This window comes from Lentibacillus amyloliquefaciens (assembly GCF_001307805.1).
GTDB lineage: Bacteria > Bacillota > Bacilli > Bacillales > Amphibacillaceae > Lentibacillus > Lentibacillus amyloliquefaciens.
In genome coordinates, this window is the sequence record NZ_CP013862.1 from 1,319,516 (window position 1) to 1,339,940 (window position 20,425).

Consider the following 20,425-nt stretch of genomic DNA (forward strand, 5'->3'; position numbering starts at 1 on the left):
CCTCCTTCTATTTCCTCTTTATTATAACGTCAGAAAGTTAAATAACAAAATATTTCTGTCAGTATCCCTGGTCCTGGCGTTCATAATTGATTTCGTTTTTACTCATATAAGCATCTTTAACAGCTTCTTCATCGAATCCGAGTAATACTCCCAGCTGCAAGAAATGTTCAAACAGTTTTTTATAATTTTCTTCCAGAGGGTTCCGATAAAATGCAACACATGAATCATAGACAAGATTGAACTGTCCGGTTTCATCTTTTTCGGAGCGTGGTATCGAATTGGAACTGTAGTGAAACCCTTTTTCCAGTCCTAAAGATAAAATGAAATGAAGACCGTCAACATATTCTTCCAAAATGACAGACTGCTTATTTCTTGGTTTCGTGCTCCAAAACTTGAAACACCTTGTTTCGTTAGCAAGCTCCCCCAGTTCGACGAGCAATGCTAAATATTTTTCCCGGAAAACATCTTCGTTCATCAGCCCATGCTCGTTTTCAATATAAGCATCCAGCTGTTTTTGCATCGTGTATAGCTCTGAGTAGTCCATTTTCTTTACCCCATTTCAATCTACATTTAAAATGATTGTAGCATGAAAGTACAATAATAGTGAAACCTCTTAGATCCTTAAATCGTATTACATGATATCAAATGTAACAGGGAGACTGTTAATATGGTTGTTCTTTTATTCCGATTGCTTATTCTCATCGCCTTCATTTTGGTTGTCTACACCATTATTCAATATTTCCGGAATCCGGGCAGGAAGCTGCAAATTGCAAAAGCCGCCAATACGTTCTACATGGTTGATGACCAGGGCAACTCCAAGAAAAATATCCAATTTGTATATAAAGGCTGCCTTTTTGAAGGGGAAAAATATATTGGTGCCACTGAAGAAGCGTTCGAAGTGGTTGACATCCATATTTTCGCCCGTGATACGGATGAGCTGGAAGGTATAACCCGGGACGATTTATATTTTATCGAAAAAGAATTGCTGATGCGCTATCCATATGCCGCAATCACATGGAAATACCCAATCAACAAATTGGTTTTAACAACGATTGAGTGACGTAAAATGCTGTATCTCATGGTTTGAAACAAAAAGCGCACCCGGGGTGGATGCGCTTTTTCATTAGGTGCTTACTTGGAAGAAGTCAGTCCATTTGATAATAATTTCTTTTCTACGAAGGATGTATAGTAACGGCAGTAAAAGGGCGAGAAATATGAGGATGTGAATTGGAGATAAGCTTGAAAGCCATTGGCCAACTGAAGTGTAAACTAAAGCCAACGGAATATTGGTGAGAATTGAAGACTTTGCGTAATCCCTGAAGTTTTCCGAGATTTCGATCAGACATAATGATAACAAATGAAAATGAATGAAAGGGACGAGCCTTAGAAGGGCTATTTGCGGTGCTGTGAATTCAGAACTGTTCCCATTAATTTCCGTTTTAAATTGACAAGCTTCTTAAATGTACGCGGCATCCAACGAATAATGGCATAGAAAATGATACTTGATAATGTAATGCCAATAAGGGAGTATAATGTACCGGCCACAGTTCCAAACAGAATACCGCCTGAAATACATATAAAAGCAACCGGCAGAAAAAATAATGGCCTTAATAAATGAAAGCTGATGAACAAAATAGGTGCGAGCAGCCCGCCTGTTTCAATAAAAACCATAATATAAGTCCCAAACTGCTCCATATCCGACCTCCCTTTTTTCATCACCAATTCCACATCTGTACATGTATATGACATGAGACGAGTCCTTATGACATAAAGCTAAGCCAAACAATTAAAGCAGCCTGAATGATAATCAATAATGGTATACCTGCCGTGAATGACCGGTGCTTTGTTTTATGCCGGAACTGCTTCATACCGGCTAATATCCCAACAGCGCCTCCAAGGATAGCCAGCCCCCAAAATGTCCGTTCCGGTATTCGATATGTTTGCTTTTTGGCTTTACGTTTGTCCAAGCCCATCATTAAAAAGCCGATGATATTGACACTGATTATGTAAGCAATGATCATTATCGTTGCTCCTTTAGTTTTTCGTTAATTGACTCATAACTATTAATCTGTCCTCTATTATACGTGAAGCAGGCCATGAATACGATTAAAATATCAAGGCCTCTAACAGATTTAACTTAAAAATGATCCAGTCAAAAATCAGCTATAAACTGGGAATAATGATATAATGACAACTAATACCAAAACCAGTTGTAAAACAATACAAATGGACAAAGGGGATGCATCCATGGAAATAAAAAAAGTATCAATGATCGGACTTGGAGCGCTGGGAGTCATGTACGGGCATCAACTTTCCAAAGAGGTTCCGAAAGCAAATTTACGTATTATTGCTGATCAGAACCGTATCGAAAAATATGAGCATGAGGGGATTTTTTGCAATGGTGAACGGTGTGATTTTCAGTATGTTACACCTGAAGAACCCGTCGAACTGGCAGATTTATTAATTTTTTCCGTGAAATACAGCGGACTGCATGAAGCTATAAAAGCAGCTGAAAACCATGTTGATGATCACACAATAATCTTGTCGACTTTAAACGGCATATCCAGCGAAAGAGATATTGGTACATACTATGGATTCGATAAGGTGCTTTACTGTGTTGCACAGGGAATGGATGCAGTAAAGACAGGAAACCGGCAGACTTATGACAATTTTGGTCTCCTCTGCTTCGGCGAAAAACAAAGCATTGATTCACGAAAAGTAAAATGCCTCGCATCCTTTTTCGACCAGGTGAACATACCATATGAACTGGATGCTGAAATGATGAAAAGGCAATGGGGAAAATTTATGCAGAATGTCGGCGTCAATCAGACAGTCGCCGTGTTCGAAAGTGACTACGGTAAAATTCAAAGGGACGGTGAAGCGCGTGAAATGATGATTGCAGCCATGCAGGAAGTTATACAACTATCCAAATATGAGGAAATTGATTTAACCGAAGCAGATCTGCAGTACTGGCTTAATGTTATTGGCCAATTAAGCCCGCACGGCAAGCCATCCATGCGTCAGGATATGGAAGCGAAACGAATAAGCGAGCTGGAGTTATTTGCAGGCAGTGTTATTAAATTAGGCGAGAATCATGATGTTGCAACACCTGTGAATGAGGAGCTATACAGGAAAATCAGTGAGATGGAGAAGACATTTTAGTCGGGCCAGCGATCACGTCGCCCCTGTCCCCATTTATACAAAAACAGCCAGGTCCATTTTGACATGGACTTGGCTGTTTTTCTTTATTTAAGGGCTGCTTTAGCTTTATCGGCTAATTGTGCAAATGCTTTTTCGTCGTTGATTGCGAGGTCTGACAGCATTTTACGGTTAACTTCAACACCAGCTTGCTTCAATCCGTGCATTAATCTGCTGTATGAAATATCGTTCATGCGTGCTGCAGCATTAATACGGGCAATCCACAACTTGCGGAAGTCACGTTTTTTCTGTCTGCGGTCGCGGTAAGCGTATTGACCAGACTTCATAACCTGCTGTTTCGCTTGTTTAAATAGCGCTCTTTTCGAGCCATAATAACCTTTAGCTAATTTTAATACGCGTTTACGACGTTTACGCGTAACTGTTCCACCTTTTACACGTGACATGATAATTCCCTCCTAATACAATTGAAAATCTGTTAATTTTATAGAATCCAGCGTTTATTTATACGGAAGCATCGTTTTGATGCGTCTAAAATCACTTTTTGAAACAATAGCGGATTTACGCAGTTTACGCTTCTGCTTTTGTGATTTGTTTGCGAACATATGGCTTGTATACGCATGTCCGCGTTTTAATTTTCCTGTACCTGTTTTACTAAGTCGTTTTTGAGAACCTTTATGGCTTTTCATCTTTGGCATATTGGTATCCTCCTTGTATCGTTAAAAACTTATTTTTCTTTAATTGGCGCAAGCATCATAAACATATTGCGGCCTTCCATTTTTGCTTTGGATTCAACAGTCGCAACATCGTTTGTTTCTTCTGCCAGACGGTCAAGAACTTCCCGGCCGAGATCCTTGTGTGTAATGGCACGTCCGCGGAACCGGACAGAAGCTTTCACTTTATCGCCTTTTTCTAAGAACTTTCTCGCATTCTTCAATTTGGTGTTGAAATCATGTTCGCCAATTCCTGGAGTGAAACGCACTTCTTTAACATTAATAACTTTTTGTTTTTTGCGTGCTTCTTTTTCTTTCTTTTGCTGTTCGTAACGATATTTGCCATAGTTCATAATTCGGCACACTGGCGGTTTGGCATTTGGCGCCACCAAAACCAGATCCAGTTCGCGTTTTTGTGCAATATCGAGTGCTTCGTTACGTGATTTCACTCCCAGCTGATCCCCGTTTGAATCGATCAGTCGTACCTCCCGGGCACGAATTTTCTCATTGACGTTCATATCTTTGCTAATTTTAAAGCCACCTCCAAAAATTTAAATTCGTGATCTGTCATTGACAAGTCGTTTATCGCAAATAAAAAAGTGTCGGTACATACTGCACCCACACGTCTCCAATCGTTAATTGAAAAGTTTAAAACCAGCCGACTGCAAATTTGCGTCGATCAGGTGAGAAGCGGGTGCTTCTGCTTGTCTTCAGATCATTTTATTCAACTTTTACAGAATAGCATCTAATAATTGTTATGTCAACAACTAATCTTGTCAGTCTGTAAAACCTTCATTGTCAGTTTATCATGATTGCAAATAAAAAGGAAGCCCAGACACGCTATGGTGCCTGGGAAAAGTATTACTTTCTTTGCAGAACCTTTTGGTCGATTTCTTCTTTAATCATCTTTTCAAAATCATTATAACTTATTGTCTCAGAATCTTTCTCACCATACCGGCGGACGTTTACGCTCTCTTTTTCAATCTCTTTATCACCAAGGACTAACGCAAATGGAACTTTCTGAGTCTGTGCTTCTCTGATTTTATAACCGATTTTTTCATCCCGTTCATCCACTTCGATGCGGACGCCCTGGAACCGTAGATTATCAGCGACCTTTTTGGCATAATCCATATGAGCATCCGGTGACACCGGGATAACTTTCACTTGAACAGGTGCCAGCCAAGTTGGAAATGCACCCTTGTACTCTTCGATCAGGAAAGCCACAAATCGTTCCATCGTGGAGACGACACCACGGTGAATGACAATCGGTCGATGTTCATTGCCATCTTTACCGATATAGGTCAAATCAAAGCGTTCCGGAAGTTGATAATCAAGCTGAACAGTCGACAGTGTTTCATCTTTTCCTAAAGCAGTTTTCACTTGCACATCCAATTTCGGACCATAAAACGCTGCTTCGCCTTCTGCTTCAACGTATTCAACATCCATTTCTTCCATCGTTTCTTTCAGCATAGCTTGTGCTTTTTCCCACATTTCATCGTTATTAATATACTTCTCTTTATCTTCAGGGTCACGATAGGAAAGGCGGAAATAATAATCTTTGATCCCGAAATCTTTATAAACCCTTTGCACAAGTTCTACAACCCGGATAAATTCATCCTTTAACTGATCCGGGCGGGCAAAGATATGTGCATCATTCAGCGTCATTGCGCGGACACGCTGCAAACCTGCCAATGCCCCTGACATTTCGTGACGATGCATCGTACCCAGTTCAGCAATTCTAACCGGCAAATTGCGGTAGCTGTACAACTGATTTTTGTACACCATCATATGGTGCGGACAGTTCATCGGACGGAGAACCAGGTCTTCATTGTCCATTTCCATTGTCGGGAACATGTCATCCTGGTAGTGATCCCAATGACCGCTTGTTTTATACAAATCAACACTGCCCAGAAGAGGTGTATACACATGATCATAACCAAGACGTTCTTCGATATCAACAATGTAGCGCTCAATAATACGACGGATTGTTGCCCCTTTGGGGAGCCATAATGGCAGCCCCTGTCCGACTTGTTGTGAAACGGTGAAAATATCAAGTTCTTTACCGAGTTTACGATGGTCGCGCTCTTTCCGCTCTTCAAGAATGCGCAAATGTTCATCAAGCTGACCTTGTTTTTCAAAAGCTGTTCCGTAAATACGCTGCAACTGTTTATTATTGCTGTCGCCGCGCCAATAAGCGCCGGAGATACTCAACAATTTAAATGCTTTGATTTTACTTGTGGATGGAACGTGTATCCCCCGGCACAGGTCGAAAAAATTCCCTTGGCGGTAGATTGTCACTTGTTCATCTTCCGGAATATCATCGATCAATTCCAGTTTTAAATCGTCCCCAATTTCCTGAAACATTTCTCTTGCCTCATTACGGGAGACCTCGATCCGTTCAATTTCCAGATTTTCATCAACGATTCGTTTCATTTCTTTTTCAATTTTTGGAAGATCTTCAGGTGTCAGCGTATGGCCCATGTCAATATCATAATAAAACCCTTCTTCAATAACCGGGCCTACGCCGAACTTCACATTATCAAACAACCGGGTGACTGCCTGTGCCAGCAAGTGAGCTGTTGAATGGCGCATAATATCAATGCCCTCATTGTTTTTATAGGTGATGATTTCGATCGCGCCGCCATGAGGAAGTTCCTTCTTTAGATCAAACTGTTCTCCATCTACTTTGACAGCGAGTGCCTGTTTCTTTAGTCCGGGTGAAATAGAACTTGCAATATCTTCGCCGGTCGTTCCCCCAGGAAACGCCTTACTCGCTCCATCCGGAAACGTTATTGTTAAATCCGCCATAATGATCGCTCCTTTGTTAGATATAGTTTTTTCGTCAAAATAAAAAACGCTCATCCCCTGCTTAAAAGCAAAGGGACGAGCGTCGGTCACGTGGTTCCACCCTAATTTCCGCATAAAAATACGGCTTCATTAATCTTTAACGCAGATGTTACGCTGCTGTTTACTGTATGGTTCGACAGCAAAGTTTAAAGGTGGTAATCATCAGCTTGTGCAGCGGAAGCTTCCAGCCACTGGCTTCCTTCTCTAATCTGCTCAAATCTCAAAATGATCATGTCCTTATCGGCACTTTTATCATACATGAACTTATATAAATCGTATTATAGCCGTTGTAAATGATAAAATCAACCGATATTATTTATTTTTTAAATGAGGCCGGAAAGGAAATTTGCTGATTGATTCAAATGTGGCTCTTTCCTGAAAGATATTAATGACCGTTAATGTTTTTGGATCTGCCGGATCATCACCATAAATTCTGATTTTTTCAGGTGCCATCGCTATCAGCGGTGACAAATTCAGCTCTTCGGCATCCAGACCGACAATATAAAGCGGTTCTTTTTGCATCAGCACTTGTAATTCCATTCGTGAAAACCGCTTGCCATCCGGCCTATAAAAAGAAAACGAATCGCCTTGTAAAATATATATGGTGTTGAATACAGGCTTTCGTTTACTGATATATTTCCTGAGCGAATCAATAAATGCCTGATGATCTTCTTCACGTTTGAACTCATCAATCGCAAGCCCAACATAATGATTGAGCTGATCTTTAAAAACCTTTAATTGAAAACTGATAAGTGAATCGAAATGAATTGTACCTGACTGTTTAATGTTAGACAAAAGTAATGAATAAAGCAGCTTGCTCGGATCTTTATGATTTCGTACCATCTGGCTGTCTTTATCATCTCCGGTACAGATCCAATACGACAAATCCAAAATCCGTTCAATTTCATCTGCATTCGAATAATAATAATTGCGCCTGATAATGCTATTGAGCATGCTTGTCAAGCGGTGAGTCACAAATACACCAACCATAGCCCGGGCAATCGTCTCCATGAAATCGGTGCCGGCTGCCCGGGATTCCAGCTGAAGATAATTCCCCCATACTTTCGTTGTTCGCCAGTGTAATTCAATTTCTTTATTCAATTGAAACAAGTTCTCACAAAAGCTAATCGCCTCTTTATCCGATTCAAAATAAACTTCCAGCAAAAACATCACCCTCATCCAAGACCAAACTGTTACATTATATGGACGTGCCAATGAAAAAATGTCACGTCCCATGAAACTAGTAATTATCTATAATGCAGAGTGGTCAAATAGGATAATGCTCTTCTGCCATATTTTAAAATTAGGTTGTGTTCTAAAAGATTGTTGCTTTTAACAAAAATCCATAAACTGCGAAGTAAAATCTTATTTGATTATTTGGAAAAGCTTTCTGGCGACGCAGCTCAGAATTTCTCGCTTTCCGTGGGCTCCCCACGAGCCTCCTCGTGAGCAAAAACCGCTCACTGCGGGGTCTACAAGAGCTCGCTTTCCCACAGGAGTCTCGCATATTCCAGCTGCTGGTGTGAGTGTGTAAACATCGTTACTCGTTAAACAACTGAAACTCCAGTGAGCAATTGTCAGCGCAGGCAATATACGCAGACTATGGGAACAGCACGTGTCGTGACGCCCCCGCAAGAAAGCGGCCTTTGCTTTCTGAGGAGGCTGAGGCCGTGCCCATGGAAAGCGGAGTATATTGCCGGAGCCTCTTTAAGCACTTAGAGATATTCAGAATGGAAAAAGCCTTCCTAATGAAATCTTTCACTACTTCGCACTTTATATCAACTGCGTAAAAAGCAACAATGATTGCGAAAACAGCCTAAAATTATAATCGAATCAGGAATATTAGAAAAAAAAGGCACGTCCAAACATTCATGGAACATGCCCCTTTTTAGCCTTAAGACCGGTTGTAAAAATGAATAAAAGATAGTCGTAACGATTCATAAATCACGGCGGTTATCACCTTGCAATTCGACCTCTTTAGTGACTTGTTTGATCCGTTCAATAATCCGACCGGCTTTGACCGTCTCACTGCCGCCCCGGTTCGTTGTTGCAAGCTGTTCCTCCAATTGCTCCATACTGTAGTTGGAGGTGAAAAATACCGGCAAATTTTCCATCATCCGGTATTGTAAAATAGATCCGAGTATCTCATCACGGAACCAGGCCGACTGTGTTTCAGCCCCGATATCATCAAGCATAAGGACATCGGTCTTTTTGAAATAATTAATCTTGTCATTAATCGAATCATCTTTAATGGAGCTTTTCATCTCCCGGACAAACTCAGGCATATAAATGAGCATGGATGATATATTAAACTGCTTCAGCTCATTTGCGAGCGCACCAAGAAAATACGTTTTCCCCACGCCGAATGGCCCATAGAAATAAATTCCTTTAGATGGGAGGTTCGTTTTCGCTTCTTTTAAAAAGGTTAACATTTCATAGACAACCGGCTGTCTTTGATTATCGATATCGATGCTGTCAACACTTGCATTTAATATATCTTTTGGCATATACAAGCTCTGAATCAAATCCTGCTGTTCCTTCTGTTTTTCATAATCAGTGCGGTTATGGCATTTCTCATATACAAGATGTATTTCACCGTTGTCCGTCCGCAATATCGGTGAATAACCTTGAATCATATTTATGCAGCTGCCATAACTCTTGCACTTATCACACTGCTTCGATTGTGTTTTATATTCATAGAGTTTGATAAGGTTTTTGTCAATTTCTTTTTGGGATAGCTGAGGGTTAAGCGACAAGAATTCACTGATTTCAGGATCGTTCAGCACCTCTTCCCTTACTTTCAAATAGTTTTCTTTGAAATTTTGGTTTTGTTTCATCCATTTTTGAATTTCAGACTGTACTGGTTTCATAATCGACACCCTTGCACGTGATTATTGTTTTCCGTTTGAGAATTCCCGGAGCAATGCTGCAAATTCTTCGTTATTCTGTGCGGTATTCGTACTGGTTTGTTCAGCTTGCGGCTTTTTCTTTTTCCGCTCTTTAAACCATTCCGGCACCACTTCTTTGGAGGCTGGCTTGCGGTAGTTTTTAGGTTTGTTTTTACGCTCTTGATATTGCGCCTTTTGATTTTTGGCAAATGCCATAGCTTCACTCGCCGTTTTTAAATTCGCTCGTGACCAGTGGCTGGCGATTGTTTCCATATATGCTTTTGACAATTTCATATCAGACTGCAGCAGTACATAATGAATCAGTACGTTCATAACCGGTGAAGGGAGACCTTGTGTCGTCATGACTTCCCGAATCATCTTCAAATCCTGGCCTGATGCATGTTCGCCGTTGGAAAAATCTTCAAGCAGTTCTTTCGGTGAAATGTTTTCCAGTTTCGAAATAAGCTGCTCTTCCTTCGTGGTTGGCTTAACGTCTGTTTCCACTGCTTTATTGGTAGTTTTCTCAGCGAGCCGTATTGAAGACGATTGATTTTTTGATTGAAACAAATCGTGGCACGCTTCCTTAAATTCACCTGCTGAAAGTGTGTTTTCTTCTGTAAGCGCCCAAAGCACAGCCTTTTCGACTTCAAATTCTGCCAAACCATACAGTGTCATCATCTGGTGTATAAGCCGTTTATTTGCTGCTGTCAGTACTTTTTTGGCAGGAATCATCCGTGATTGAAGCATTTGTTCCATCCAGGAAAAATCGATTGATGGGAATGTTTCTTCTGTTACTTGGCTGTTCTCCTGTGTTTCCATGTACGGAATCGTCGCAGCATCAGGCTGAAAAGTTTGGAATACGTCGTTGAAGGCAGCGGTTATATTGGTTCCCTTATCAGAATGCTGCACGCGAAAATGCTCCTGCAACAACGTAAACTTCGACTCACCAATATGATGATAAAGCAATTGTGCAAGCATATCATCACCAAAAAATTCAGCCGGGGCAAACGGTGGCAAAAGCTCATACGTATATACACTATGTTCACTGGATTTATGCTGATACGTTTTCAATAAGCCAAGCCCTTCCAGCTTTATTCTGGATCTATAAATTTTGTCGAGCGGCAAGTTCATGTAATTCATCAATGTATGATGTGTCTGAGCCGCTGATTCTTCCTGGAAATCCAACTCATTGATCAGTGTCTGATAGAGTGAAACCGCCGTAACGCCGACAAGCGGCTGATACAAATGTGTTAACGATTTAGTATACTCAACCGGCAGGCTTCTTTTAAGTAAAACCCGGTATCCTTCGATGGGCAAAATTTTTCCGATATCACTCATTATGCTAATCCTCTCTTTGTTCGTTGGTGCTTTTTCATTCGGATCGTTCTTTATCAGATTTGATCAAGTCTTTCAATTCATCCAAAAAAACGGATAGATCCTTGAACTGGCGATAGACAGAAGCAAAACGAACGTATGCGACCTCATCAACATCAGACAACCTCTCCATTACCATTTCACCAATGTCATTACTTTCTATTTCGGATACGCCTGTATTTCTGAGCTCCTTTTCCACATCAATTGCAATGCCTTCAATCTGCTCAAGTGCGACTGGCCGCTTTTCACAGGCTTTAATCAAGCCGCGTATCAGTTTCTCACGGCTGTATTCCTGACGTGTGCCATCTTTTTTAACGACAATTAATGGAACTTCTTCAATCCGTTCAAACGTGGTGAACCGGAAACCACACCGTTCACATTCCCTGCGTCTGCGTATTGAACGGCCTTCCTCAATCGGCCGGGAATCCAGTACTTTTGTACTTTTATTTTGGCAATTTGAACATCTCATATTTGTTCAACCCCATTCATTCATAACTGCCTTTAAATATTTATTTTAGATCAGTGTCAATTTATTATCCGAGTTTCTTATAACTGCACCATTATATTAAGCTGCAGATACGTCATTAATTTATATCTTATCCTATTTATTGTAACACGATTATCATATCTGCAGGAAATAAAAGAAAAGATTGACGCATCTTTTTAAAGAGGTCAATCTTAATGGTTTATATAATATACACTTATTATGAAACTTTCACATGTTTCTTGCTCAAATAACTTCCAACATACTTAGCGAGATCCACAACGCGTTTTGAGTAGCCCCATTCATTGTCATACCAAGCTAATATTTTAATCTTATTATCTTGCATGACCATAGTTGACAACCCGTCGATAATAGCCGAGTAGTTACTTGTTGTATAATCGACCGAAACGAGCGGTTCATCACTGTATTGGATAATGCCCTGCATATCATTTTTGGAAGCGTCGCGAAAAATAGCGTTTACCATCTCAGGGGTTGTATTTTCTTCCACGTCAATGACCAAATCAATCAGCGAAACATTCGGTGTCGGGACTCTCAGTGCTGTTCCATGCAGTTTCCCTTGCAAATGCGGAAGCACCTCGCCTAATGCCTTGGCAGCACCAGTTGAAGTTGGAATGATCGATTGGGTGAGCCCGCGGGCCCTGCGCAAATCTTTATGCGGGTTATCAAGGTTCTTTTGGTCATTTGTAAACGAATGCACTGTCGTCATCAGGCCATTCTCAATTGTAAAATGTTCATCCAATACTTTTACGACAGGTGCCAGGCAATTAGTCGTGCAGGAAGCATTGGAAATAACCTCATCATTTTCCGGTTTGTATGATTGTTCATTGACGCCCATCACAAGTGTGTTGTCAACTTGTTTGCCGGGAGCTGTGATGACAACCTTTTTTGCTCCAGCCTGAATGTGCCGCCCTGCCTCTTCTTTTGATTTGAATTTTCCTGTTGCTTCGATGACAACATCAATATCAAGGTCTTGCCATGGCAACTTTTCCGGGTCGCGTGAACTGACAATCTTAATTTGCTTGCCATCAACTTCCAGTCCATCTTGCAGCGCCTTAATTTCACTGTCAAAAATACCATGAATACTGTCATACTTAATTAAATGTGCAAGTGTTTCAGGAGGATAATTGGCATTGATTGCCACCATGTCTAATTGTTGATCTTTTACCGCCTGACGAAAAACCATGCGGCCAATACGGCCAAATCCGTTAATTGCAACTCGGGTTTTATTCATTGTTCATCCCCCAATTTATGTTATACTTTTTTAATCATTGTTTGCAATTAGTATAACACATTGAGGTGAGAATGTGCTATTCTTCAATGAAAAATTTTCTTGAATCCAAAAATTGTTTTATTGTCAATTATATTCTACACAGCCTAAAGAAAGACTCTACCATTGATTTCCCCACCATTTTGACTCACAAAAGTTATATGATTAATTTTCCGATTTTACTTGATTTTTAAATCTCGTTCTTTTACAATTATATGCAAATATTCAATATTCGTATGTTGTTGAAAGGAGGACGACAGTGGAGAAAGCATTTTTTATACCTGCCTATCCAAAGCCAAGTCTTAATATGGTGCAATCGTTGGGGGTAAATCTCCTGACACATATTCAGCTGACTGATTATTATTTAAACAGTTCCACGCTTTCTTCAGAATCATTAAAAGATCTTACCAATAAGCTGCCTGACCATCTCATAAACGATTTGCAGTTGTTGCGAACAGTTTTTGCTCATGGCGTCATACTCAGAGGTTATTACATCAAATCAATTAATAATTTGAATAAGGATTGGGATGAGTTTATTAGCTGGTGGAAGGAGATGACCGAGGATCACGTATTGGATTTAGTCATTTACGGCATCAGGGAGACGATGGACTATTATTATCAATATTTGCCGCGTATACCTCTTGTAGAGGAAACGATGAAGGATGTCAGCTTAGATGAAGATCAATTAAAGGATCCCGAAAACCGCCGCAGGGCCATAAAAGCTGTTTTGGAGAGCTGGTCAACAACGGATATAGAAGGGTCTCTAACTTTCTATGAAGACTTGAAGCGCGTGAAAGCCAAAATAATTCAATTGATCGAGGGGTTCTGGTTATCAGGTTTCAACGATCTGTGGGAAAGTGAACAAAATCGGTTATCAGAATGGCACCTGCAAAACGAAAAAATTTTATCTAAATCATTCAGGACAAACCTTGAAGCCCTTCTCGAACTGACAGGTTTATATCCTGATACGAATGAAACGGACCAGCTGAAACGGGCAACAAAAGTGACATTTATTCCCGTTCTTAATTTAGGAAGACTGCTGACCTTTGAAAATATCAACAACCATATGTATGTCATGTTTGAGCCTTCATCAGATGAAACGGAAAAGGAAACATATTCATCACAACAACATTTGTCAGATGTTTCCCCGGCCTTTGAAGGTCTCGGCGATCAGACGCGCCTGCAAATTCTTGTGCTTCTCGCTGAAAACAAGGAAATGTTTGCTCAGCAAGTCATCAAGAAACTCAATATGAAACAAAGCACAATATCACGTCATCTCAATCAATTGCATAAATCAGGTCTCGTCTCGATCCGTCAAGAAGGCAACACAAAGTATTTTTCAATCAGCCAAAATAGGATAAGCGACGTGATAAACGTTCTGGAGTCATTATTAACAAGAGGTTAAAAAGGAGAGGAACTTTAAATGACAAATTTTAAAATTGAAAAACTCAGTACTATCGTCATCCCGGTGAAAAACATGGACAGATCCATACATTTTTACAAGAATGTTTTAGGTTTGACTGAAGAATTTATAGAAGATGGCATGGCCTATTTTTCTGTTGGACCGGGTGAAAGTAAAATGACCATCATGCTGCATATTATTGATGAACCTGAACCGGTCGAAAAAGGTGTGATCTTTGAACTATTGGCTGACGATGTAACTAAAGCTGTTGCCTCCATCAAAAGCGCCGGCGGAAAAATTATGCAGGAACCTGTTGACCGCGAATGGGGTGTCAAAGAAGCTGTCATTAGTGATCCGGATGGTTATCGAATTTGGATTGTCCAGCCTTTGTCATAGTCTCTTTTTATTTCCTGGGCAGCGATATCATAGGGGTATTAATCATTGAAAATATCAATCATTAAACCACAGACAGAATATGCAGAAGCGATTGCTGCTATCTGTACTGCGGGCTGGAGGCAAACTGTAGAAGGAAAGCTAAGCGAAGAATACCAGAAAAAGAATGTTGCGTTTTGGTATAACCATGAACGGGTGATCAACGACATCAATGCAGGAGCTTATACGCATGCTGCACTCATTGATTCAGAAGTTGCAGGTGTAATTGGTGGCGGTATGACGGGACCGGATATAGCAGAGATATTCATGCTGTATGTGAACGAAATGTATCGGTATCAAGGAATCGGCAGACGTCTGCTTGAGGCACTGACGCGGGAAGTAATTGATCAAGGGGCTTCAGAACAATGGGTTTCTGTTCAAGAAGACAATCAGCGTGGTATTCCTTTTTACGAAGCAAGGGGTTTTGTTTATCAAGAGAAAAGGGGAACATTAACCGAAACCGGGGAAGAACAGGTTTCCTTTCGATATGTAAGATCAATACATGAGACCTTATAGGAATAGCTCAGTTAAGGCAACTGAGCTATCTTTGAAGGTGTTCCAAATTTAATTTCAACTAAAAATCACAATACATCCCATGCCCGAAGCAGCGATTCGAGCTGTCGGCAGGAGTCATGTTTTGAATCATTGTTGTCAATGACAGCATCGGCGAGCGCTGCCTTTTCTTTGACCGGCATCTGTGCGTTAATCCGCTGGTAAGCCTCTTCCTCTGAATAACCGTCGCGTTCCATCAGGCGCTCGAGCTGGACACCTTCATCAACATAAACAACAACGGTTTTATCAACAAAATGTGTCAGTTTGCTTTCAAATAACAATGGGATATCGAGCACGACACTTTTTTCACCGGATGCGGCAAATGCATCTCGCCGTTCAATCATCTTCTCCCTGACTGCGGGATGTACGATATTATTTAGCTGTTGACGTTTTTCCTCATTCTCGAATACAATTGCTCCTAATTTTTTCCGGTCGAGTGACTTGTCATCATATAAAACACCTTCACCGAATGTTTCAACAATCTGTTCATATGCTTTTTCTCCCGGCATGACAACTTCCCGGGATATTTTATCGGCGTCGATTACCGGAATATTAAAATCATCAAACATTAATGAAACGGTGCTTTTACCGCTTGCAATACTTCCTGTCAGTCCAATAACATGTGTCATTTGCGATCCTCACTTCATTTTTTGACATGAAACACAGACATGAGTTCCCCGTCCGCCGACTTTCATTTTCACAACGGGGTTGCCGCATGTTTTGCATGGCTCGTTTTCATGGCCGTAAACAAACAACTCCTGCTGAAACATTCCCATATCGCCCTGGGAATTGACATACGACCGAATCGTGGTTCCTCCCTGGGCAACCGCCTCTTTCAAGGTGTGTATCGCTGCTTCCCAAATCGCTTTTGCTTCTCGTTTCTTCAATTTATTCGCTTTTTTCAACGGATGAATATGTGCTTTAAACAATGTTTCGTCAACATAAATATTTCCCAAACCGGCAACAACCGCCTGATCCAACAATACCGATTTGATGACACGGTCGGTTTTTTTTAGCTTCTGGTAAAAATAATCCAGCGTAAATGCTTCATCAAACGGATCCGGGCCAAGTTGGTTCAGCGGTTTATTGTTCCGTTCATCTCCTTTTTTAAATAGATGCATCGTCCCGAATTTGCGCACATCGTTGTAGCGGAGTTCTTCCCCGTTATTAAATTTAAAAATGACGTGTGTATGTTTTTTTAACGGTTCTGCTGACGGATGAACACTGTACTTGCCTTCCATCCGCAAATGGGATACCAAAACAGCATCATCCAGTTCAAACAACAAAAATTTCCCTCTCCGGTGTATATCCCGAATCGATTGTTCCGTTAAAAGGTGTTTAAAATGATCAATATCATCGGGCTGTTTAATGATATTCGGCCAAAATACAGATACATCCGTAATGGTTTTATCGATTACAAATCGTTTGAGTGTATTTTTTATCGTCTCGACTTCTGGTAATTCCGGCATGTCATCTTCCCCTTATTTTGCATCAAACCAGCTCTCACCGTATTCATAATCCACTTTCAACGGAACATTTAAATCCACGGTTTTTTCCATGATGGCTGGCACAATTTCTTTTAGTTGTTCAATTTCCTCTTGTGGTGCTTCCAGAATCAATTCGTCATGCACCTGCAAAAGCATGCGCGCTTCAAGTTTTTCATCGTTTAGTTTTTCATGCAAATCGATCATTGCTTTTTTGATAATATCGGCAGCGCTGCCCTGAATCGGCGTATTCATTGCCGTCCGTTCAGCAAATGATCGCCGGTTGAAATTCCGGCTTGTAATTTCCGGCAAATAGCGTCTGCGTTTCATTAAAGTTGTAACATAACCCTGATGCTTTGCCTCCTGGACAATGTCATCCATATACGCTTTTACGTCAGGGTAGCTTTCAAAATAACGTTCAATGAACTGCTTGGCTTCTTTTCTTGTTATACCAAGATTCTGCGAAAGCCCGTAATCACTGATGCCATAAACAATCCCGAAGTTGACCGCTTTGGCTTGGCGTCGCATATTATCTGTAACCTTTCCCCGCTCAACATTGAACACATCCATTGCTGTTTGGGTATGAATATCAAGATTGTTCGTGAACGCTTCAACAAGCTTTTCATCACCGGCGATATGGGCAAGCACCCGCAGTTCAATCTGTGAATAGTCAGCAGCAAACATGACCCAGTCTCTTTTGGACGGCACGAATGCCTGGCGAATCTTGCGCCCCTCCTCCAGCCGAATCGGGATATTCTGCAAATTTGGTTCGACTGAACTCAAACGGCCTGTCTGTGTCAGTGCCTGATTAAAGCGCGTATGGATTTTTTGTGTTCCTTGATCCACCACTTTCAAGAGTCCTGCGATATAAGTTGACTGCAGCTTACCCAATTGCCGGTAGAGCAGCAGTTTCGGAATAATGGCGTGTTCATTTTGCAGCTGTTCCAGCACATCCGCCGCCGTGGAATAGCCTGTTTTCGTTTTTTTGATGACAGGCAATCCCAGTTTTTCAAACAGAATCGGTCCAAGCTGTTTCGGTGAATTCAAATTAAATTCTTCGCCGGCAAGTTCATATATTTCCCGCTCTAAATCATCCAGCCGTTGTTTTAGATCATCGCCCATTTCCCGGATGCGTTCTACGTCAACCAAGACACCGGTGTGCTCCATTTCACCCAGAATTAGGGCAAGCGGCATTTCCAGTTCCTTAAGCAGCTCGTATTGTTCATTCACTTTCAGCTGTTCTTTCATTTCTTCTTTTATTTGAAATAAGACGTTTGCTTTCCGGGCAACATGTTCTGTCAGCTTGTCCTGTTCAGGCACTTTCATTTTGGCGCCCTTCCCGTAAACCTCTTCATCAAACTGCACATCCGTCTCGCCCATCCGATGCGCAATCGCCGGAATATCGTGGTTGTTCTCAGCCGGATTGAGCAGATACGATGTCAGCAGCATATCAAACGTGATGCCTTTTATCTGGATATCGTTATTCAGCAAGGTCACAAGCGTTTTCTTCGCATCAAAAACAACTTTTGACTTACTTCTGTCTTCAGCCCATGATTTAAAGGCTTCTGATTCAATAGCCGTTTCGGTTGGGATAAAGTATGCACCCGATTGGTTCACAACGCCAACGCCTTCAATCTTTCCATAGTGATAATTTTCCTCAAGCATTTCCAGCACCAATGCAGTCTCACCACCGAGCATCTCTTCAGTGAGGTCATTGACAACTATATAGTCAATTTCACTTAGTTCAACCCGCTCCTCATCTTCATCAGCATCCTCGCTATCAATCCGGTTCAAAAGCGACTGAAAGCCCAGATCCTTAAAAATGGTGCTGACTTCAGCTTGCGGATAGCCTGCATAAGTTATTTTCTCAAGCGCAACGTCAATGGGTGATTCACGGTCAATGATGACAAGCTTTTTGCTCATGAACGCATCTTCTTTATGATTTTCCAGCTTCTCTTTTAATTTCTTGCCGCTTACATCATCAAGATTTTCATAGACATTATCCACCGTTTCAAATTGCTTCAGCAGTTTGGTGGCCGTTTTTTCCCCAACACCGGGAACCCCCGGGATATTGTCCGAACTGTCGCCCATTAAAGCTTTCAGATCGATAATTTGTTCAGGCGATATAGACATCTTTTCCTGCATGAAATCAGGCGTATACGCTTCAATGTCAGTGATGCCTTTTTTGGTCAAGTTCACAGTTACCTTGTCCGATACAAGCTGCAGCAGGTCTTTGTCACCGGAAATAACCGTGACGTCCCAGTTCTCCTCCTGCGCCTGTTTTGAAAGTGTGCCGATAATATCATCAGCCTCATACAAATCAAGCTGATAATGTGAAATATTAAAAGCATCAAGCAATTCTTTCAAAAGCGGTATCTGCTCCGACAACTCGGGCGGTGTCTTTTGTCTTCCGCCTTTATATTCTTTATACGTCTCATGGCGGAAAGTGGTCTTCCCGGCATCAAACGCCACCAGCATATGGGTTGGTTTCTCGTCCTCAAGAATTTTCAACAGCATATTAGTAAAACCGTAAACTGCATTCGTGTAAACTCCTTTATCATTGTTCAACAATGGCAAGGCAAAAAATGCCCTGTAAATTACACTATTTCCATCAATCAGTACAAGTTTATTACGCATCAAACCGTCCTCCGATCAAGGCAATATAATCATTGACTCTATTTTACCATAGTATAACAAAAAGCACGCTCCGTTAAGAGTAACGGTTTCCATTGAACCAGGTATATAGCTCCTACATCCACCATCCAGCAAACAATGGCGCAACCACCGATACCACAACCGCACTTACCACCATGGCAATGGTACTTACCGAGCCCTCAAGGGGATCGCGCTCCATGGCAATGGCAGTTCCGATAGCATGGCTTGCGCTGCCGATGCCGACACCGGTTCCGATATAATGATGGACACGAGTAAATTTAAGAATAAACGAACTGAGCATAGAACCGCCAATTCCTGCAATCATGACAAACACAGCAGCCAATGACTCAATCCCTCCTATCCCGGATGCCACTTCCATTGCAACCGGGGTCGTTGAATTTTTTGGTATGAGCGAGTAGATGATTTCCTCGCCTACACCTGCCCATTTGCTAAGCAGGATCCCGCTTGAGATACCTACTATTCCACCGATAACGGTTCCGGTCAAAATGGGGAAGGTCAACTGTTTCAGTGTATCCCGATGCTCATACAAAGGATAAGCTAAAGCGACTACGGCAGGTCCGAGCAGATGATTGATCCATCCGCCGCCAATCATATAAATCTCATATGGAATTTGAAAAAGGAACAAACTCAAAACCAGTATCAATGTGGCAATAATGACAGGAGCCATGAACGTGTAGCGCCATTGCTGATAAGCCTTCAGCCCAATGAAATAGCAGACAATCGTCCCAATTACCGCAACCAAGCCGATGATAAGATCATTCATTACTGTGGCCCCTTTCTTTATGCTTAATCAGTAATTGGCTGGTATGGCCGGCAGAGACCATCACCATGAATGTACTTAATAGACCAACGATCACTAACAGCATGCCTTCCCCTGAAAATAGATCCAGATAATTGATGATACCAACCGTAGCAGGAATAAAGAATAATGCCAGATGCTTGATGAAAAATCGTGCACCACCCTCCACCCAAGGAGCTTTCATAATTCCTGTCATCAGCAGGATAAATAAAAGAATCAGACCGATGATACTTCCCGGAATAAACAGGCCAAATATCTGCTGGATCCATGTTCCCATTAAATAGAAAGCATATAGCACTCCGATATGAAGAACTATTTTCATAGCATTTA

The 20,425-nt window shown here is 41.4% G+C and carries 22 protein-coding genes and 1 other annotated feature; of the genes, 5 read left to right on the top strand and 17 right to left on the bottom strand.

From position 1 onward, the window contains the following. Nucleotides 1–58: 58 nt before the first annotated feature. The gene (locus AOX59_RS06675) at nucleotides 59–544 is read right to left on the bottom strand and encodes a dUTP diphosphatase (protein ID WP_068443611.1); all 486 of its coding nucleotides are present in this window, start codon (nucleotides 542–544) and stop codon (nucleotides 59–61) included. 123 nt (nucleotides 545–667) lie between these two features. Between AOX59_RS06675 and AOX59_RS06680 the strand changes: the two genes are divergently transcribed. Then, nucleotides 668–1,060 (top strand): sigma-w pathway protein ysdB, encoded by a 393-nt coding sequence (locus AOX59_RS06680; RefSeq protein ID WP_068443614.1) that lies wholly within the window; start codon nucleotides 668–670, stop codon nucleotides 1,058–1,060. Nucleotides 1,061–1,392: 332 nt separating this feature from the next. On the opposite strand, the gene AOX59_RS20575 is transcribed toward AOX59_RS06680, so the two are convergent. Together AOX59_RS20575 and AOX59_RS06690 are read right to left on the bottom strand one after the other, a co-directional pair. Then, nucleotides 1,393–1,695, bottom strand: a complete 303-nt coding sequence (locus AOX59_RS20575) for a TVP38/TMEM64 family protein (RefSeq protein ID WP_335338781.1) — start codon at nucleotides 1,693–1,695, stop codon at nucleotides 1,393–1,395. 65 nt (nucleotides 1,696–1,760) lie between these two features. Continuing rightward, nucleotides 1,761–2,021 (bottom strand): DUF1294 domain-containing protein, encoded by a 261-nt coding sequence (locus AOX59_RS06690; RefSeq protein ID WP_068443617.1) that lies wholly within the window; start codon nucleotides 2,019–2,021, stop codon nucleotides 1,761–1,763. Between the two features lie 226 nt (nucleotides 2,022–2,247). Here AOX59_RS06690 and AOX59_RS06695 point away from each other — a divergent pair, with 226 nt between their 5' ends. Continuing rightward, nucleotides 2,248–3,162, top strand: a complete 915-nt coding sequence (locus tag AOX59_RS06695) for a ketopantoate reductase family protein (RefSeq protein ID WP_068443620.1) — start codon at nucleotides 2,248–2,250, stop codon at nucleotides 3,160–3,162. Between the two features lie 83 nt (nucleotides 3,163–3,245). On the opposite strand, the gene rplT is transcribed toward AOX59_RS06695, so the two are convergent. The 9 genes from rplT to AOX59_RS06740 all read right to left on the bottom strand — a co-directional run bounded on the left by rplT (nucleotide 3,246) and on the right by AOX59_RS06740 (nucleotide 12,714). Next, a complete protein-coding gene (rplT, locus tag AOX59_RS06700; RefSeq protein WP_068443623.1) occupies nucleotides 3,246–3,602 on the bottom strand; it encodes a 50S ribosomal protein L20 in 357 nt (118 codons plus the stop codon). 54 nt (nucleotides 3,603–3,656) lie between these two features. Continuing rightward, nucleotides 3,657–3,854, bottom strand: coding sequence for a 50S ribosomal protein L35 (gene rpmI, locus AOX59_RS06705; RefSeq protein WP_068443626.1), 198 nt, complete (start codon nucleotides 3,852–3,854; stop codon nucleotides 3,657–3,659). A 29-nt stretch (nucleotides 3,855–3,883) separates the two neighbouring features. Beyond that, on the bottom strand, nucleotides 3,884–4,387 hold the full coding sequence (gene infC / locus AOX59_RS06710; protein WP_068443630.1) for a translation initiation factor IF-3: 504 nt from the start codon (nucleotides 4,385–4,387) through the stop codon (nucleotides 3,884–3,886). A gap of 69 nt (nucleotides 4,388–4,456) precedes the next feature. Beyond that, nucleotides 4,457–4,581, bottom strand: a sequence feature (ribosomal protein L20 leader region). A 149-nt stretch (nucleotides 4,582–4,730) separates the two neighbouring features. Continuing rightward, on the bottom strand, nucleotides 4,731–6,677 hold the full coding sequence (gene thrS / locus AOX59_RS06715) for a threonine--tRNA ligase (protein ID WP_068443633.1): 1,947 nt from the start codon (nucleotides 6,675–6,677) through the stop codon (nucleotides 4,731–4,733). 351 nt (nucleotides 6,678–7,028) lie between these two features. Next, nucleotides 7,029–7,886, bottom strand: a complete 858-nt coding sequence (ytxC, locus tag AOX59_RS06720; protein WP_237049385.1) for a putative sporulation protein YtxC — start codon at nucleotides 7,884–7,886, stop codon at nucleotides 7,029–7,031. 767 nt (nucleotides 7,887–8,653) lie between these two features. Continuing rightward, nucleotides 8,654–9,586: a primosomal protein DnaI gene (dnaI, locus tag AOX59_RS06725; protein WP_068443636.1), complete on the bottom strand. Its 933-nt coding sequence runs from the start codon at nucleotides 9,584–9,586 to the stop codon at nucleotides 8,654–8,656. Between the two features lie 21 nt (nucleotides 9,587–9,607). Next, nucleotides 9,608–10,942, bottom strand: coding sequence for a replication initiation and membrane attachment family protein (locus tag AOX59_RS06730; protein ID WP_068443639.1), 1,335 nt, complete (start codon nucleotides 10,940–10,942; stop codon nucleotides 9,608–9,610). Nucleotides 10,943–10,976: 34 nt separating this feature from the next. Further along, nucleotides 10,977–11,447: a transcriptional regulator NrdR gene (gene nrdR / locus AOX59_RS06735; RefSeq protein ID WP_068443642.1), complete on the bottom strand. Its 471-nt coding sequence runs from the start codon at nucleotides 11,445–11,447 to the stop codon at nucleotides 10,977–10,979. A 235-nt stretch (nucleotides 11,448–11,682) separates the two neighbouring features. After that, the gene (locus AOX59_RS06740; protein WP_068443644.1) at nucleotides 11,683–12,714 is read right to left on the bottom strand and encodes a glyceraldehyde-3-phosphate dehydrogenase; all 1,032 of its coding nucleotides are present in this window, start codon (nucleotides 12,712–12,714) and stop codon (nucleotides 11,683–11,685) included. 295 nt (nucleotides 12,715–13,009) lie between these two features. Between AOX59_RS06740 and AOX59_RS06745 the strand changes: the two genes are divergently transcribed. Genes AOX59_RS06745 through AOX59_RS06755 form a run of 3 tightly spaced genes read left to right on the top strand, consistent with a single transcriptional unit; the run spans nucleotide 13,010 to nucleotide 15,100 of the window. Next, nucleotides 13,010–14,155, top strand: coding sequence for an ArsR/SmtB family transcription factor (locus AOX59_RS06745; protein ID WP_068443652.1), 1,146 nt, complete (start codon nucleotides 13,010–13,012; stop codon nucleotides 14,153–14,155). A gap of 18 nt (nucleotides 14,156–14,173) precedes the next feature. Continuing rightward, nucleotides 14,174–14,548, top strand: a complete 375-nt coding sequence (locus AOX59_RS06750) for a VOC family protein (RefSeq protein WP_068443655.1) — start codon at nucleotides 14,174–14,176, stop codon at nucleotides 14,546–14,548. Nucleotides 14,549–14,593: 45 nt separating this feature from the next. Beyond that, the gene (locus tag AOX59_RS06755; protein ID WP_068443658.1) at nucleotides 14,594–15,100 is read left to right on the top strand and encodes a GNAT family N-acetyltransferase; all 507 of its coding nucleotides are present in this window, start codon (nucleotides 14,594–14,596) and stop codon (nucleotides 15,098–15,100) included. A gap of 65 nt (nucleotides 15,101–15,165) precedes the next feature. Here AOX59_RS06755 and coaE read toward each other — a convergent pair whose 3' ends face one another. From coaE to AOX59_RS06780, 5 genes are all read right to left on the bottom strand, one after another. Next, nucleotides 15,166–15,765, bottom strand: coding sequence for a dephospho-CoA kinase (coaE, locus tag AOX59_RS06760; protein ID WP_068443660.1), 600 nt, complete (start codon nucleotides 15,763–15,765; stop codon nucleotides 15,166–15,168). 9 nt (nucleotides 15,766–15,774) lie between these two features. Beyond that, nucleotides 15,775–16,605, bottom strand: coding sequence for a DNA-formamidopyrimidine glycosylase (gene mutM, locus AOX59_RS06765; protein ID WP_068443663.1), 831 nt, complete (start codon nucleotides 16,603–16,605; stop codon nucleotides 15,775–15,777). Nucleotides 16,606–16,617: 12 nt separating this feature from the next. Then, nucleotides 16,618–19,257 carry a DNA polymerase I gene (polA, locus tag AOX59_RS06770; RefSeq protein ID WP_068443666.1) on the bottom strand — a complete coding sequence of 880 codons (2,640 nt, stop codon included), beginning with the start codon at nucleotides 19,255–19,257 and terminating at the stop codon, nucleotides 16,618–16,620. 112 nt (nucleotides 19,258–19,369) lie between these two features. Beyond that, nucleotides 19,370–20,059 carry an LrgB family protein gene (locus AOX59_RS06775; protein WP_068443669.1) on the bottom strand — a complete coding sequence of 230 codons (690 nt, stop codon included), beginning with the start codon at nucleotides 20,057–20,059 and terminating at the stop codon, nucleotides 19,370–19,372. Continuing rightward, on the bottom strand, nucleotides 20,052–20,417 hold the full coding sequence (locus AOX59_RS06780) for a CidA/LrgA family protein (protein WP_068448181.1): 366 nt from the start codon (nucleotides 20,415–20,417) through the stop codon (nucleotides 20,052–20,054). The genes AOX59_RS06775 and AOX59_RS06780 overlap by 8 nt, the downstream gene beginning before the upstream one ends. Nucleotides 20,418–20,425 lie beyond the last annotated feature (8 nt).

Bases quoted from the DNA above. Each gene is read 5' to 3' on its own strand.
- AOX59_RS06695 (WP_068443620.1), top strand. From the start codon at position 2,248: ATGGAAATAAAAAAAGTATCAATGATCGGACTTGGAGCGCTGGGAGTC.
- AOX59_RS06775 (WP_068443669.1), bottom strand. From the start codon at position 20,059: ATGAATGATCTTATCATCGGCTTGGTTGCGGTAATTGGGACGATTGTC.
- infC (WP_068443630.1), bottom strand. From the start codon at position 4,387: ATGAACGTCAATGAGAAAATTCGTGCCCGGGAGGTACGACTGATCGAT.
- coaE (WP_068443660.1), bottom strand. From the start codon at position 15,765: ATGACACATGTTATTGGACTGACAGGAAGTATTGCAAGCGGTAAAAGC.
- polA (WP_068443666.1), bottom strand. From the start codon at position 19,257: ATGCGTAATAAACTTGTACTGATTGATGGAAATAGTGTAATTTACAGG.
- rpmI (WP_068443626.1), bottom strand. From the start codon at position 3,854: ATGCCAAAGATGAAAAGCCATAAAGGTTCTCAAAAACGACTTAGTAAA.
- AOX59_RS06750 (WP_068443655.1), top strand. From the start codon at position 14,174: ATGACAAATTTTAAAATTGAAAAACTCAGTACTATCGTCATCCCGGTG.
- AOX59_RS20575 (WP_335338781.1), bottom strand. From the start codon at position 1,695: ATGGAGCAGTTTGGGACTTATATTATGGTTTTTATTGAAACAGGCGGG.
- thrS (WP_068443633.1), bottom strand. From the start codon at position 6,677: ATGGCGGATTTAACAATAACGTTTCCGGATGGAGCGAGTAAGGCGTTT.
- AOX59_RS06740 (WP_068443644.1), bottom strand. From the start codon at position 12,714: ATGAATAAAACCCGAGTTGCAATTAACGGATTTGGCCGTATTGGCCGC.
- AOX59_RS06680 (WP_068443614.1), top strand. From the start codon at position 668: ATGGTTGTTCTTTTATTCCGATTGCTTATTCTCATCGCCTTCATTTTG.
- mutM (WP_068443663.1), bottom strand. From the start codon at position 16,605: ATGCCGGAATTACCAGAAGTCGAGACGATAAAAAATACACTCAAACGA.
- dnaI (WP_068443636.1), bottom strand. From the start codon at position 9,586: ATGAAACCAGTACAGTCTGAAATTCAAAAATGGATGAAACAAAACCAA.
- AOX59_RS06690 (WP_068443617.1), bottom strand. From the start codon at position 2,021: ATGATCATTGCTTACATAATCAGTGTCAATATCATCGGCTTTTTAATG.
- AOX59_RS06780 (WP_068448181.1), bottom strand. From the start codon at position 20,417: ATGAAAATAGTTCTTCATATCGGAGTGCTATATGCTTTCTATTTAATG.
- ytxC (WP_237049385.1), bottom strand. From the start codon at position 7,886: ATGTTTTTGCTGGAAGTTTATTTTGAATCGGATAAAGAGGCGATTAGC.
- AOX59_RS06675 (WP_068443611.1), bottom strand. From the start codon at position 544: ATGGACTACTCAGAGCTATACACGATGCAAAAACAGCTGGATGCTTAT.
- nrdR (WP_068443642.1), bottom strand. From the start codon at position 11,447: ATGAGATGTTCAAATTGCCAAAATAAAAGTACAAAAGTACTGGATTCC.
- AOX59_RS06730 (WP_068443639.1), bottom strand. From the start codon at position 10,942: ATGAGTGATATCGGAAAAATTTTGCCCATCGAAGGATACCGGGTTTTA.
- rplT (WP_068443623.1), bottom strand. From the start codon at position 3,602: ATGTCACGTGTAAAAGGTGGAACAGTTACGCGTAAACGTCGTAAACGC.